Source organism: Acidisphaera sp. S103 (assembly GCF_009765975.1).
GTDB lineage: Bacteria > Pseudomonadota > Alphaproteobacteria > Acetobacterales > Acetobacteraceae > Rhodopila.
This window is the reverse complement of the sequence record NZ_LMUJ01000009.1, coordinates 1-15,119: the sequence shown is the minus strand read 5'-3', so window position 1 is coordinate 15,119 and position 15,119 is coordinate 1. Positions and strand designations below refer to the sequence as shown.

The following is a 15,119-nucleotide window of genomic DNA, read 5'->3' as shown; positions in this document are numbered from 1 at the left end:
CCCGCCGGTGCCGGTGGACGAACTCCGCCTGAACGAGGTCTGGGACGGCGAAGCCGTGCTGCTGCGCGCCGAACGCTCGCAGGCGGAAGCCGATCCGCCCTTCACCCTGCGCTGGCTGTTCGGCGTCGTCCTGAAGCAGGGAAAGCATTTGCGCGATCTGCTGATCGCGTCTGTCGCGATCAGCTTCCTGACCATTTTTCCGCCGCTTCTGGTCATGCAGGTGGTGGACCGCGTGCTGACCCACCACAGCTATTCGACGCTGGCCCTCATCTCCATGATCCTGGCAACGGCGGTATTTTATGAAACACTGCTTGGCTATGCTCGCCGGCTGATCATCCTCGTGATCGGCGTCAGGGTGGACGCGACACTGAACCTGCAGGTCTTCAATCGCATGATCCGCCTGCCGCTCGACTATTTTGAGCGGCATCCAGCCGGCGAAACGATGTATCGCGTCAGCCAGGTCAACCAGGTCCGCCAGTTCATCACCGGCAAGCTGATGACCACGATCCTGGATATGATCACCCTGCTGGTCCTGCTGCCGTTCCTGTTCTGGCTGAACGCCACCCTGGCCTGGATCGTGCTGGTCTGCGGCACCGCGATCATGCTGATCATCCTGGCCTACCTGCGGCCGATCCGGCTGATCTTCGCCAAGGTCATCACGGCGGAAACCCTGAAAAACGCGGCCCTGGGCGAGACCATCTTCGGCATCAAGACCGTCAAGTCGCTCGCCCTCGAACCGCAGCGCAAGGCACTCTGGGACGAAAAAGTCGCCGAAGTCGGCAAGTGGCGCTACCAGATGGGCAAGCTGTCGAACTGGCCGCAAACCCTGGTCACCCCGCTCGAGCGCTTCATGTGGATGGGCGTGATCCTGATCGGCGCCTATCTCGCGCTGTCGGACGACAGCGGATACCAGGTCGGCGGCATGTTCGCCTTCATGATGCTGTCGCAACGCGTCAGCCAGCCGCTAGTGGGCCTGGCCCGCCTGATCGAGGAGTGGGAAGAGGTTGCCGGCTCCATGGCCCAGGCGGGCGACGTCCTCAACCGCCCGTTGGAAGTGGACGCGGCATCCGGCGGCCTGCGGCCCAAATTCGCCGGCGCCGTCACCTTCGACGACGTGACCTTCACCTATGCGGGGACCAAGCTGCCGGCCCTCGACCGGCTCAACTTCTCCGTCCCAGCCGGCACGATGCTGGGCCTGGTCGGCCGTTCCGGGTCCGGGAAATCGACCGTCACCCGCCTGCTGCAAGGCATCAACCGTGAGTATTCCGGCTTCATCAAGATCGACAACGCCGACCTGCGGGAAATCAACCTGCGCCATCTGCGCTCCAGCTTCGGCGTCGTGCTGCAGGAAAACTTCCTGTTCCGCGGTTCGATCCGCGACAACATCCTGGCCGGCCGCCCCGGCCTGACCCTGGAAGATGCGATCCGAGCCGCCCGTCTCGCCGGCGCCGAGGAATTCATCGAGCGCATGCCCAACGGTTACGAGACCTGGATCGAGGAAGGCTCGCCCAACCTGTCAGGCGGCCAGCGTCAGCGCCTCGCCATCGCCCGCGCGCTGATCACCGACCCCCGCATCCTGATCCTGGACGAAGCCACCAGCGCGCTCGACCCTGAATCGGAAGCCTTGGTGAACGCCAACCTGCTGCGCATCGCCCGCGGCCGCACCATGGTCATCGTCTCCCACCGCCTGTCGTCCCTGGTCAATTGCGACCAGATCATGGTGCTGGAACGCGGCAAGGTCATGGACGTCGCACCGCACACCGTGCTGCTGGAACGGTGTGCGATCTATCGCACACTCTGGAACCAGCAGAACCGCCACATGCAGCAACACCAAGGATCCGGCCATGCAGCTCCTGCCCCGACCCTCCTCCAAGGCAATTAGCGCGGCGCCGAGCGACCGGCTGGACCCCACTCTGCCAATCATCCTGGAGTACCAGTCGCCGTCTTCCGCTATCGTCAATCTGCCGATGCCGCGCATAGCGCGTGGTTTCGCCCTGACGTTCAGCAGCATGCTCGCCGTGATGATGCTCATCACCGGCCTGATCAGCGTCGACCGGGTGGTGACCGCCGGCGGCCTCGTCGTCGCGCGCTCGCCCACCATCGTCGTTCAGCCGTTGGAAGCCTCCATCCTGCGGTCGATCGAGGTGCATCCCGGCGACATCGTTCACGCCGGCGAGGTCCTGGCCCGCCTCGATCCGACATTCGCCCAGGCCGATCTCGGCACCCTCGTCGCCCAGGTGTCCTCGTTGCAGGCCGAGGTCACCCGCAGGCAAGCCGAGATGAACGATAAGCCGTTCCGCTATGAGGGTAACGATTCGGACATGACGTTCCAGGCCGCAGTCTACAGCGAGCGTCAAGCCGAGTACAACTTCAAGCTGGAAAACTACCAGCAGAAAATCGACAGCCTGTCGGCGGCGCTCGCCAAAGCCAACTCCGACATCGGCACCTACACCGACCGGCTCGGCTACGCGAAATCCCTGGAAGCGATGCGCCTCCAGTTGGAGCAGCTCAATGTCGGGTCCAAGCTCAACACCTTGTCGGCCAAGGACAGCAGGGCCGAAATGGCTGGCAATCTGGCCACCGCCAGGCAGCAGGCGCTGGGCGCCCAACGCGACCTCGCCGCGATGATCGCAGAGCGGAACGGCTATATTCAGGGCTGGCACTCCGATACCGCCGACAAGTTGAACGACGTGAGCGGCAAGCTGTCCGATGCCCGGCAGTCGCTCAATAAGGCCCAGTTGCGGCGGCAACTGGTTGTGCTTCGGGCGGAACGGGACGGAACCGTGATGTCCGTGGGCAAGGTGTCGGTCGGATCGGTACTGACCGCGGGCCAGCAGTTGATCACGCTGGTGCCGACCGATGCCCCGCTTGAAATTGAGGCCAATATCGCCGGCTCCGACGACGGCTACGTGCATGTCGGCGACGCGGTCGATATCAAGTTCGACACCTTCCCCTACAGCCAGTACGGCCTGGCCCATGGTGTCGTCCGCACCATCAGCCCGGACAGCTTCTCCCCCCAGGATGAGCAACGCAACCCGACCGGCGCGGTCCCGTTGTCGCCACAGGCCGGTGGTGTTTTTTACCGGGCTCGGGTCACCTTGGACCAGATCCAGTTGCATGGCACGCCACCCGGCTTCCATCTGCTGCCCGGCATGCCGGTCCACGCCGATATCCGGGTTGGGAAGCAGACCGTGCTTCGCTACATGATGGGCAAGACCATACCCTTGGCAACCGAGGGCATGCGGGAACCTTAGGCCTCGCGACCCTCGAACGGACGCAACCATAGATGGCTCTCTTCGATTCACTGATGGCTGGCCTCTCCCCCTCCGCCGCCCTGCGGCGGGGGCTCCGGCAGCTCGACCAGGGCAACGCGAGGCAGGGGTTCCTCCTGCTGTCCCGCGCCGCCCGCTCCGGCATCCCCGAGGCCGAGTTCCGGGTCGGGCGTTGCTACCTGGAAGGCGCCGGCGTCCCGCCAAGCCGCGGGGACGGGGTGCGCTGGGTAGAGCGCGCGTCGACGAAGGGATACGTGGAGGCACAGGCCCTGCTCGCTGCGCTGTGCCTGCATGGCATGGGACCCGGGTTCGCCGATGCCGGCGTGAACGCGGGCGCCGGCCTGTTCGGCGGCCAGAATCTGGCGCAACCCGATTATCCCAATGCGGCCAAATGGGCCAGGCGCGCGGCCGAGGCGGGATCGTCCGAGGGCCAGGCGGTTCTCGGCTACATCCTGTCTTCAGGTCCGGAAAGCCTTCGCAACATCGACGAAGGTGATCGCTGGTATCAAAAAGCCGCCGAGGGCGGTTCCCCGCAGGGCCAACTTGGCTACGCGCTCGTTCTGGCGCGCAACACCGATAAACCCGAAACCCAGGTTGAGCTGCTCAAGCATCTCCGCCAGGCCGCCGAAAAAGGGCTGGCGACCGCGCTGTACCTGTACGGCATGGTTCAGGAACGCGGATTGAACCTCCCGCAGGATCGGGCCGCCGCCGCTGCCTGTTACAAGCAGGCGGCCGAAAAGGGCCACCACGGCGCGCAGGCGCGGTGGGGCTACGCCCTGATGACCGGCAACGGCGTCGCCCCCAATCCGGTGGAGGGCGAATCGTGGCTGCGCCGAGCCGCCCTGGCCGGTGACCGCGAAGCCGCGGCGCTGGTGGGCGACATCTACGCCAAGGGTGGCAACCTGCCGCCGAACTATGCCGAGGCGGCGATGTGGTTCCGCCGCGCCGCCGACGGCAATCACCGCGGCGCCGCGCGGGCGCTGGGCATGCTGTATCTGACCGGTGCCGGCGTCGCCCGCGACCAGGACGAAGCCGCCAGGCTGTTCCGCATCGCCGCCGTGGCCGGCGACGCCAGTTCGCATGTCGACCTCGGGAACCTGCTGTTGCGCGGCCACGGCGATGAGCAGGATTCGATCCGCACCCGTGAGTGGTTTGAGCAAGCGGCTGCCTCCGGCGACCTGATCGCCGCGTTCAATTTCGGTGTCTGCCTGGCAGAAGGCGTCGGCATCGAGCGCGACGACCGCAAGGCCGCCGAATGGCTGCGCCGGGCGGCGGACGGCGTGATCAACGCGCAGTACTGGTATGGCCGCATGCTGGTCGAAGGCCGCGGCGTGGACGCGGACCCCGAGGAAGGCCGCATCTGGATCGCCAAGGCCGCCGAGGTCGGCATGATCGAAGCCCAGGTCATGCTGGCGGACATGATGTTGAGCGGCCGCGGGGGCACAAAAGATCATCCGGCCGCGCTGGCGCTGTTTGAGAAAGCCGCCGGCCAGGGCCATGTCGGGGCGATGTTCGCGGTCGGCGCCATGTTCGGCGGCGGCCACGACATACCCTGGGACCGGGTCGCCGCGCAGCGCTGGTTCCGCGCCGCCGCCGAACGCGGCCATCCCTATGCGCAAATGATGCTCGGCCGCTATTTGGCGCGCAACCTGGCCGGCGAGCAGGACATCGAGGAAGCCCGGCGCTGGACCGAACGCGCCGTCGCCCAAGGCTTGCAGGAGGCCAAGGCCGATCTGGCCGCGCTGCCGCCGGCGCCCGATCAGAACACCGCGTCCGAGGAAACACCCATCCACGCCGCCGGCGAATGAGTGATGGGGCAGGGGGGACGCCAAGGCGGGCGAACGGACGGGCAGGGCGGCGGCGGGACTGAAGCGTCGGTCGCCGCGCTCGCCCGGGCGGCGATGGCACGGGGCCTCGGCCCGCTCGCCGGCGACGACCCGGCGGCCGCCCTACGCTGGCTGGAACGCGCGCACAGGCTGGTCCCAACCGACCCCAACGTGACGCTGGCGCTCGCGAGTGCCTGTCTGGCACACGATCCCGCCCGGACGGCATCCCTGTGCCAGGCTGTGGTGGATAGCCACGATGTCAGGCAGGCATGGTTGTGCCTCGCCGCCGCGCGCCTGCGTCTGGCCGGCCCGGACGACGCCGAAGCACCGCTCGCGGTCGTCCTGTCGCGTCACGCCTTCGTCCCGGATATCGCTGGCTTGGCCGAAGCCATCGCCCAACGGCCCGGCGGTCCCGGATGGTGCGCCCTGCGGCCGGACGGCGGCCTGGAAATCCACCCCGCGGCCGACCGGAAATCCGGCAAAACATGTGTGTTGCTGGACGGCAAGCCCGTACGCGGCACCACCTTGCCCGCGCATTGGCAACGTGCCCGGACGATCGACGTGCGGATCGGCGATGTCCCGCTGCTCGGCAGTCCGATCCAGGTCGCGGCGATCCGCCGTCTGGCGGGCTGCGTCGAGGTCGCGGACGGCGGCATTCGCGGCTGGGCATGGCATCCCGGCGATCCGGAAACCGCACCGGCGCTGACCCTGGCCGATTCCGCCGGCCGGGTGATCGCACGGTTCGTTGCAAATAACGAATCGATCGCAGTCCCCGACACCGGCCCCATGGCGCGCCCCCGCTCGTTCCAACTGAAACGGTCGGAACTTCCCGACATACCTGGGCCCCTCCATATTCGCGGCCCGGACGGCAAGGACCTGCCGGGCAGTCCTCTGCATCCGCTCGCCGATGAGGCAGCGCACGTCGCCGCGGCATTGCGGCTGGGCCATGCCTATCCGGCTGGTCCCACGGCGCCAAAACCGCCCCCCTCGGCCACCAGCCCGTCACTGCGAGCCGATGGACCGGTTCCCGTTCGCCCCGTTGGCGCCGACGGCCGAAATCGTGCCGCAACGGTCGTCATTCCGGTGCATGACGGTGGCGCCGTCGTTCTCGCCTGCCTGGACAGTGTGCTGGCCTCGCGTCCCGCCCGAACCCGGGTCCTTGTCGTGGACGACGGGTCCGCCGATCCGGCCCTGGTCGCAGCACTCGACGATCTGGCCCGCACGCGGAAAATCACCCTGCTGCGCCACCCCCGTCCACTCGGCTTTCCGGCTGCCGCCAACGCCGGTATCCAGGCATCCGCCGGGCGCGACGTGGTGCTCTTGAACAGCGACACCCTGGTACCGCCCGGCTGGCTCGATCGGCTGTGCCAGGCCGCCTACGCCGCACGCGACATCGGCAGCGTCACCCCGTTGTCAAACAACGCCAGCATCCTCAGCTACCCCAATCCGGCAACCGCCAATCCACGCCCCGATCAGGCGGCAACAAACCGTCTCGATCGCCTCGCGCAACGGGCCAACGGCGGCACGCTGCTCGACATTCCGGTGGGCGTCGGCTTCTGCCTCTACCTCCGGCGCGACTGCCTGAACGCCGCCGGCCTGTTCCGGACCGACATGTTCGCCCAGGGCTACGGCGAGGAAACCGATTTCTGCCTGCGCGCCCGCCGGCTGGGCTGGCGCAACGTTGCGCTGACCGGATTGTTCGTCGGCCACCTCGCCGGCACATCGTTCGGTGCCAGCGCGATCCATTTGCGAGACCGCAACGGTCGCCTGATGGAACAGCTTCACCCCGGCTACGCGGCGTTGATCGAGAATTATTTGTTACACGATCCGATGGCGGACCCGCGCCGGCGGATCGATCTGTTGCGATGGCGGGAACGTGCCCGGACGCGCCCCCGGTCGGCCATCCTGATCACCCACGACGACGGTGGCGGCGTCGAGCAGCAACTGATCCGTTCGGCCGCGCGGCATGACCGGACCGGCCGCCGCCCCATCGTCCTGCGACCGGCGGAAACCGTCGGCGGCGAGATGGCCATCGCGGTACAGGACGGCGTGACGAACGACCTGCCCAACCTGGTCTACGCGATGCCGCGGGAACTGCCGGCCCTGCTGCGCCTGTTGCGCGCGGCAAGGCCCGAAATGACCGAGGTGCATCATTTCGCCGATTATCCGCCGGCCGTTTACGATCTGGTAACGCAATTGGGTGTTCCATACGACGTGCACGTCCACGACTACGCATGGTTCTGCCCGCGCGTGTCGCTGGTGGGTGCGCATGACCGCTATTGCGGAGAACCCGACTTGCCCGACTGCGAGGCCTGCGTCACCGACAACGGCCACTTCCTGAGGCAGGATATCACCGTCGCGGCGTTGCGCCAGCGATCCGCCGCGCTGCTCGCGTCCGCGCGGCGGGTCACGGTCCCGTCCGACGACACCGGCATCAGGATGCGGCGGCATTTCGACGGGCTGGCCACCACGACCGTTCCGCACGAAGACGATGCCGCGATTGTCGCCCCGATCGCACCCCGCCGAAAGGCCGGCGGCAGGGCAGGCGTGTGCGTGGTCGGCGCGATCGGTGTCCACAAGGGCTACGACGTCCTGCTGGCCTGCGCCCGGGACGCGGTTCGGCGCGACCTCGATCTGGAATTCATTATTGTCGGCCACACCATCGACGATGCCCGCATGCTGGCGACCGGCCGGGTTTTTGTCACAGGTCGTTTCGAACCGGAGGAAGCCGTCAGCCTGATCGCCGGACAAAATGCCCGGATCGGCTTCGTCGCATCCATTTGCCCGGAGACATGGTGCCTCAGCCTCGGCGATATCTGGCGTGCCGGCCTGAAGGCGGCGGCGTTCGACATTGGCGCCCCGGCGGAGCGGATCAGGCGGACAGGACGTGGGATTCTGCTTCCATTGGGCCTGTCCGCGAGTGCTATTAATAATACACTTGTTGCCGCTATGGCGACGGAGCATTGATGGTCGACACCACAGGCATGACCGCGAGAGATGGATCGAGATGTTTGCAACCGCGCGTTACGCGTGGGCGGCGCCACGTTGCTTGCGCCGATCCTTCTGACCTAGTCATATAAGTTCAGCAATGGCACGAACACCCAAACAGCGAGAGAGCCGCATGTCCGAAGCCGCAAGCGCGGAAAAACCGATTGTCAAGGCGGACCCGTCCGCTCCACCGGCCAATCCACCGCCAGAAGCGTCGAACAGGGTCGCCGAACTGCAAGTGTCGGCCCATCTGATGACGCTTGAAACTGGCCTGTTCTGCGTGTTCCAGACCCCCGGCAGCGCTCCCTCCGATCCCGCCACCGGCTTGCCGGGTGTGCGGATCACGCCCGCGCCGGGCCTCGCCGGGCGCCCGGAAGCCGTCAGCGTCAGCACATTTCGCGAAGACGGCTGGCTGAACGGCACCGCCGCGCTGGTTCGGGTGACCGATGGTTCGGCGCAAATCCTGGTGACGATCTACCAGCATAAAGGCATGGACGCCGCACCCCGGCTTCAGGTCCTGCGGTTGAGCGGGGAGCCGAACGCGGCATCCGCCCCGGAACCCGCCGCCGCCGTTCGGGCCGCACCCGGCGCCGCGCAACCGGCCGCGCCCGGCGCCGCGCAACCGACCGCCAATCCCGCCGTCATGGCGCACATCCAGCGCAGTGGCGACGTCGGCTGCGCCCTCGGCGACTGGCTCGGCAGCAAGGGCAGCGGCCAATGGGTGGAAGGTTTCGGCATGGCACCGCTCGACGGCCTCGCCGCCGAGGACCTGGAATATCAGGCCGTGCTTGGGCGCAACTGGCTGTCGCCCTGGGTGGAATCCGGCAAGTTCTGCGGCAGCCGCGGCATGGCGCTGCCACTGCTTGGCCTGAAGATCAGGCTGAAGGGCGCGGCCGCCAAGACCCTCGAATGCGCGTATTCCGCGACCTTCGTCGACGGCAGCGCGTCCGGGCCGGTCAACGGCGGCGAAACCTGTGAATCGGAAAGCCTCGCCGCGCTGGAGTCCTTCCAGGTCGTCATCCAACCGCGAGGCGGCAAACCCGCCGGCACCGGCAAGACCAGCGCCGGCACGACAGCCACAGGAACGAAAGCCCCCGACGGCAAGAAGCCCGCGGCAGCAAAGCCCGCCGATGGCAACACCGCCAGGCCGGCCGCGAAGCCACGCACGAAAGCCTAGAATAAAACGTCGGGCATACCGCGACGGAAGCACCTCGTTTTGCCGCCCGGGCTCGCGCCCAGACCCGTTCGAGCCGGGGCGGAAAAGCGGGACGCTTCGGTTGGCGGCTCGACCAGACGGGGTAACCAGATTGAAGTTCCTGTTTCTCCACCAGAACTACCCCGGGCAATTCCTGCACATCGCCCGTCACCTGGTCGCCGCCAACCGGCATGAGGTGGTGTTCATCACCGAACCGAACCCCAACGAAATCCGCGGTGTCCGCAAAGTGCCTTACACAAGGCCCAAGGTGGACACGCCGGAAACCCACATCGCGGCGCGGGAACTGGATAACGGCGTCAGGCGCGCCGAGGCCGTGTTCAAGACCGCCTACGGCCTGAAACACCTGGGGTACAACCCCGACATCATCATCGGCCATCACGGCTGGGGCGAAATGCTGAACCTGCCCGACATCTGGCCCAAAACGCCGATGCTGGGCTATTTCGAGTTCTACTATCAGTACGACAAGGCGGATGTCGGGTTCGATCCGGAGTTCCCTGCCGACCCGCTCGATTATCCGCGCATCCGGGCGAAGAACGCGATCAATCATGTCGCACTCAATCTCGGCTGCGCCGGGCAGACGCCGACGCAATGGCAATTATCCACCTATCCCGACTGGGCACGGCCGAAGATCGACCTGGTCTGGGAAGGGGTCGACCTGAAGCTGTGCAGTCCCGATCCGAACGCGCGCAAGAAGTCCCTCAAGATCGGCGACATGACGATCCGTCCCACGGACAAGCTGGTCACCTACGTGTCGCGCGACCTGGAGCCTTACCGCGGCTTCCACACCATGATGCGGACACTGCCGGCGCTGATGCGGGCGCGCAAGGATATCAAGGTCGTCATGGTCGGCGGCGACGGCATCAGCTACGGCGCGTCGCCGAAAGGCGGCGGCACCTGGCGGGAAGCCTTGTTGGCCGAGGTGGGCAAGGACATCGACATGGATCGCGTGGTGTTCCCGGGGCGCGTCCCCTACACCACCTACCTGTCGGCATTGCGGCGTTCGGACGCGCATGTCTACCTGACCTATCCCTTCGTCGCCTCCTGGTCGCTGCGGGAGGCTCTGGCCATCGGCTGCCCGGTGATCGGCGGCGATACCGAGACGGTGCGGGAATTCATCAGCCACGGCGAAAACGGGCTGCTGGCACCGACCCTGGACCCCCAAGCGCTGGCGAGCACGATCCTGGGCCTGCTGGAGGACAAGAATCTGACCCGTACGCTGCGCACCAACGCCCGCGCCTACGCGGAGCGGCGCCTGGCAATGGCGGACTACCTGGCGTCGTACTGCGGCCTGATCGAGCGCCTGACCGGTGAGAACCCCGCGCCCGCCATCGAACCGGCGCCAGCTCGGGCAACCCCGCGGCCGAGACAGCCTGCGCGCCGGGTCCGGTCGGAGTCCGCCGCCGAACCGGCCCCACGGCGCATGGTCGCCGCCGGCGCCTGAAACCGGGCGAACCTGCCGGAAAAGCCGCGTCCGGCTCGCGCCGGCCGAACCAACCGCCGTGGGGCGCGCCCGTGATTCGTCATGGCCCGGCGCCAGTCCGGGCCATCTGCCACGGCATGAATCGGATGGTCCAAGACTTCGCCGGGCTATGACGAGGCTGATATGTCGACGTCAACGGCCATTGATATTACGCCCGCACGCCGCTTGTTCGGGGCTGACGGCGGCGGCTTCGCATACCAACGGCCATTGACCCATTGTTCATCGGTCAGCACTTAGGTCCGTCGGTATAAGTGCCTCCCGATAACCGCCTCTTGCCCGATCCTACCGCCTTGTGCCACCACCGCTCGGCGAAGCATGTCATCGCGCCTCGCAAACAAGAGGATCATCATGGCCGATAGTGCCCCGGCACAACTTCCCGCCCTAGGCAACCTGATGCGCGGCAAGCGCGGCCTGATCATGGGCGTCGCCAACGACCGTTCGCTGGCCTGGGGCATCGCCTCCGCCTGCGCCGCACAAGGCGCCGAACTGGCCTTCACCTTCCAGGGCGACGCGCTGGAACGGCGGGTTCGCCCGCTGGCGCAACAAGTCGGTTCGGACCTCGTCTTTCCGTGCGACGTCTCCGACGAAGCCAGTATCGATTCGGCGTTCGCCGCGTTGGCCCAGCGTTGGGACGGCCTGGATTTCCTGGTTCACGCCATTGGTTTCGCCGACAAGCAGTATCTGCGCGGCCGTTACCTCGACACGCCCCGAGCCGCCTTCCTCCAGGCGATGGACATTTCCTGCTACTCCTTCACCGCGGTCTGCCAGCGCGCCGTGCCGATGATGAAGCCCGGCGGCAGCCTGTTGACCCTGTCCTACCTCGGCGCCGAACGCTGGGTGCCGCACTACAACGTGATGGGCGTGGCGAAAGCGGCGCTGGAGGCCTCCGTGCGCTATCTGGCGGCCGATCTGGGCTCCGCCGGCATACGCTGCAACGGCATCAGTGCCGGGCCGATCAAGACCCTGGCCGCCTCCGGCATCGGCGATTTTCGCTACATCCTGCGGTGGAACCAGCTCAATTCCCCGATGCAACGAAACGTAACGATCGAGGAAGTCGGCGGCGCCGGCGTCTACCTGCTGTCCGACCTGTCATCCGGCGTGACGGGTGAGGTGCATCACGTCGATTGCGGCTACCACCTTGTCGGCATGAAGCATCCGGACGCGCCGGACATCGCCATCGTCGAATGACGGCAAACCGCGATGTCCCATAACAGTTTCGGTCATCTGTTCCGCGTCACGACATGGGGCGAGAGCCATGGTCCGGCGATCGGCGGCGTCGTAGACGGCTGCCCGCCGCGCCTGTCGTTGACCGAAGCCGACATCCAGCCCTGGCTGGACAAACGCCGTCCCGGGCAGTCCAAATTCACCACCCAACGCCAGGAACCCGATCAGGTCCGTATCTTGTCAGGTACGTTTGAGGGCGCGACCACCGGCACCCCGATCAGCCTGATGATTGAGAATCAGGACCAGCGTTCCCGCGACTACGCCGCCATCGCCACGCAGTTCCGCCCGGGCCATGCGGACATCACCTACGACCTGAAATACGGCATTCGCGACTATCGCGGCGGCGGCCGGTCATCCGCCCGCGAAACCGCCATGCGGGTCGCCGCCGGCGCCGTCGCCCGCGTCGTGCTGGGTAGCGCGGTACGGATCCGCGGTGCCCTCGTGCAAATCGGCCCGCACCGGATCGACCGCGACCGCTGGGACTGGGCACAAGTCGATGAAAATCCGTTCTTCTGCCCCGACCCGGTGATGGCGCAAACCTGGGACACCTATCTGTCGGCGGTCCGCAAGGCCGGATCATCCGCCGGCGCGGTGATCGAGGTCGTCGCCGACGGCGTGCCCCCCGGTCTCGGGGCACCGATCTACGGCAAGCTGGATGCCGAAATCGCCGGTGCGCTGATGTCGATCAACGCCGTGAAGGGTGTAGAGATCGGTGAAGGTTTCGCCGCCGCCGCCCTGTCCGGTGAGGCGAACGCCGACGAAATGCGCATGATCGACGGCCTCGTGGCCTTCGACTCCAACCACGCCGGCGGCATCCTGGGCGGCATCTCCACCGGCCAGCCGATCGTCGCCCGTTTCGCGGTGAAGCCGACCAGTTCGATCCTGTCGCCGCGTCACGCCGTCGATCGCGCCGGCCACGACATCGAGATCGTCACCAAGGGCCGCCACGACCCTTGCGTCGGAATCCGAGCGGTCCCGGTGGGCGAGGCCATGATGGCCTGCGTACTGGCCGACCACCTGCTGCGCCACCGCGCCCAGAACCCCGACGCACCCATGACGACGCGGTTGCCACGGAATTAGTGGTCCGATCCCACCACTTGGCTCCGAATGGCCAGGCGCCAGTTGATCCGTCACGGCGTTAACTCGCCATGGCGCTGACCCGTCATGGCGCTGACCCGTCATGACCCGGCGAAGTCCGGGCCATCCGCCCCAGCAAGGTGCTGAACCGCATGACCCGGACGTCCCTGGCCCAAGACGAGGCCGATGGGTCAACGTCAACGGCGGCACGTATAAGACCAGCCCGCCGAAAGACTGCCACCGGCATCGGCCTCTCAATGTCATAGTGGGCGAAGGCCCGCTATCCATGCCTTCGGTTGACTAATCTGCTGGCCTACATCGTTCGGAGATGGCGGAGTAGACACGAACCAGCCGTCGAGAGGACCCGCCACCCACGCCGGCCCGCGGCCCCGCTGACACCCGAACCGACCCACGACCGCCTCGAGGAACATGGCCCAATGACCAAGACCACTGGAACCGAGACCACCGGCCGCCTCGATCGCGGCAACGGCACGGACCTGGCCTGGATCAGCCAGGCCGGCACCAGCCCCACCATCGTGTTCCTGCCCGGCTTCCGCTCCGACATGACCGGCGACAAGGCCACCGCCCTCGCATCCTTCTGCGCCGAACGCGGCATCGGCCTGTTGCGCTTCGACTATTCCGGCCACGGCGCCAGCACCGGAGACTTCCTGGACGGCACCATCGGCGCCTGGGCCGCCGACGCCCTGGCCGCGATCGACACCCTGACCACCGGCAGGCTGATCCTCGTCGGCTCTTCCATGGGCGGCTGGATCGCCCTGCTGACCGCCATCGCCAGGCCCGGCCGCATCGCCGCCCTGGTCGGCATCGCCGCCGCTCCGGACTTCACCCAGCGCCTGATGTGGGAGTCCATGACGCCGGCCGAACGCACCACGCTGCAACGCGACGGCGTGCTCTACGTCCCAAGCCAATACGGCGATCCCACGCCGATCACCCGCCGCCTGATCGAGGACGGCGCCCATCATCACGTGCTGACCGGCCGCATCCCAATCCACTGTCCGGTCCGCCTGCTGCACGGCCAGGCCGACCCGGACGTGCCATGGGAACTCGCACTCCGCATCGCCGAACAGGTGGAGACACCAGACGCCAGGGTCATCCTGGTCAAGGACGGCGACCACCGCCTGTCCCGCCCCACGGACCTCCGCCTGCTAACCCAGACGATCGCCGCGCTGCTCGTCCAGGATGGCGCGTAGCCCCTCCCGATAGGTCGGATACCGCCATGCGATCCCCAGCGCCGCCTTGGTCTTCGCGCTCGCGACCAGACGGTTCTCCGCCCAGAAGCTGCGTGCCATCGGGCTCATCCCCGGCAGCGCATCCGCGAACGCGACCAGCGGCGGAGGCGCCACGCCCAGCAGCCGAGCCGCCTCGCTGACGACAACCGCACTTTCCGAGGGCTCGTCATCGGCCAAATTCAACACCCGGCATCCCGCCGGCCGATCCTGCCGCATCGCCGCGACGACAGCCCGAGCAATATCGTCGCGATGGATCCGCCCAAACCGGTGCCCCGGCTTATCCATCCGCCGCCCCCGCCCCGCCAACAGATCGTCGAATGCCGACCGCCCAGGCCCATAAATCCCCGCCAACCGGAAAATATCCACCGAACATCGATCGCCGAACCCAGCCCACGCCACCTCCGCCGCCACCCGCCGCCGCCCCCGGTCCTGCGACGGCGCCACCGGCGTATCCTCATCCACCCAGTTGCCGTCCCGGTTGCCATAAACCACCGTGCTGGACAGATACCCGACCCACTGCAACAAAGGCGCACCCGCGAGAGCCGCACCGTAACGCGCCAGCACCGGATCGCCCGCCTTATCCGGTGCCGCCGTCGTCAACACATGTGTCGCCGCCCCGATCGCCGCCTCCGCTGCATCGAACCGGACGCTTCCCTCCACCCCGCCACGCGTCGTTCCGACAACCGAAAACCCCGCCGCAACGGCCGCCGCCGCGACCGCCGCCCCGCAATACCCCAACCCAAAAATCAACACCCTATCCAAACCCCGAGACCCCCCAAACTCACC

The 15,119-nt window shown here is 67.0% G+C and carries 10 protein-coding genes; 9 read left to right on the top strand and 1 reads right to left on the bottom strand.

Annotated features, from left to right (window positions below):
* From GSQ89_RS00305 to GSQ89_RS00265, 9 genes are all read left to right on the top strand, one after another.
* Positions 1-1,882, top strand: a 1,882-nt coding sequence (locus GSQ89_RS00305) for a peptidase domain-containing ABC transporter (protein WP_158920823.1), incomplete at its 5' end; no start/stop codon positions are given.
* Positions 1,845-3,254, top strand: a complete 1,410-nt coding sequence (locus GSQ89_RS00300) for an HlyD family type I secretion periplasmic adaptor subunit (RefSeq protein ID WP_158920820.1) — start codon at positions 1,845-1,847, stop codon at positions 3,252-3,254. The genes GSQ89_RS00305 and GSQ89_RS00300, both read left to right, overlap by 38 nt.
* Before the next feature lie 32 nt (positions 3,255-3,286).
* Positions 3,287-5,080 (top strand): tetratricopeptide repeat protein, encoded by a 1,794-nt coding sequence (locus GSQ89_RS00295; protein WP_158920817.1) that lies wholly within the window; start codon positions 3,287-3,289, stop codon positions 5,078-5,080.
* Between the two features lie 3 nt (positions 5,081-5,083).
* Entirely contained in the window at positions 5,084-8,065 is a 2,982-nt protein-coding gene (locus tag GSQ89_RS00290; protein WP_158920814.1) for a glycosyltransferase, read from the top strand.
* A gap of 154 nt (positions 8,066-8,219) precedes the next feature.
* Positions 8,220-9,263 (top strand): hypothetical protein, encoded by a 1,044-nt coding sequence (locus tag GSQ89_RS00285; protein WP_158920811.1) that lies wholly within the window; start codon positions 8,220-8,222, stop codon positions 9,261-9,263.
* Positions 9,264-9,393: 130 nt separating this feature from the next.
* On the top strand, positions 9,394-10,743 hold the full coding sequence (locus GSQ89_RS00280) for a glycosyltransferase family 4 protein (protein ID WP_158920808.1): 1,350 nt from the start codon (positions 9,394-9,396) through the stop codon (positions 10,741-10,743).
* Positions 10,744-11,130: 387 nt separating this feature from the next.
* Positions 11,131-11,970 (top strand): enoyl-ACP reductase FabI, encoded by an 840-nt coding sequence (gene fabI, locus GSQ89_RS00275; RefSeq protein WP_158920805.1) that lies wholly within the window; start codon positions 11,131-11,133, stop codon positions 11,968-11,970.
* A 12-nt stretch (positions 11,971-11,982) separates the two neighbouring features.
* On the top strand, positions 11,983-13,086 hold the full coding sequence (gene aroC / locus GSQ89_RS00270) for a chorismate synthase (protein ID WP_158920801.1): 1,104 nt from the start codon (positions 11,983-11,985) through the stop codon (positions 13,084-13,086).
* Positions 13,087-13,520: 434 nt separating this feature from the next.
* Positions 13,521-14,294: a carboxylesterase gene (locus GSQ89_RS00265; RefSeq protein WP_158920798.1), complete on the top strand. Its 774-nt coding sequence runs from the start codon at positions 13,521-13,523 to the stop codon at positions 14,292-14,294.
* On the opposite strand, the gene GSQ89_RS00260 is transcribed toward GSQ89_RS00265, so the two are convergent.
* Entirely contained in the window at positions 14,250-15,086 is an 837-nt protein-coding gene (locus GSQ89_RS00260) for an SDR family NAD(P)-dependent oxidoreductase (protein ID WP_371734201.1), read from the bottom strand. The genes GSQ89_RS00265 and GSQ89_RS00260 overlap by 45 nt on opposite strands.
* Between the last annotated feature and the right edge of the window lie 33 nt (positions 15,087-15,119).

Coding starts and splice junctions, on each gene's coding strand:
- GSQ89_RS00295 (WP_158920817.1), top strand. CDS start 3,287: ATGGCTCTCTTCGATTCACTGATGGCTGGCCTCTCCCCCTCCGCCGCC.
- GSQ89_RS00265 (WP_158920798.1), top strand. CDS start 13,521: ATGACCAAGACCACTGGAACCGAGACCACCGGCCGCCTCGATCGCGGC.
- GSQ89_RS00285 (WP_158920811.1), top strand. CDS start 8,220: ATGTCCGAAGCCGCAAGCGCGGAAAAACCGATTGTCAAGGCGGACCCG.
- GSQ89_RS00300 (WP_158920820.1), top strand. CDS start 1,845: ATGCAGCTCCTGCCCCGACCCTCCTCCAAGGCAATTAGCGCGGCGCCG.
- GSQ89_RS00290 (WP_158920814.1), top strand. CDS start 5,084: ATGGGGCAGGGGGGACGCCAAGGCGGGCGAACGGACGGGCAGGGCGGC.
- aroC (WP_158920801.1), top strand. CDS start 11,983: ATGTCCCATAACAGTTTCGGTCATCTGTTCCGCGTCACGACATGGGGC.
- fabI (WP_158920805.1), top strand. CDS start 11,131: ATGGCCGATAGTGCCCCGGCACAACTTCCCGCCCTAGGCAACCTGATG.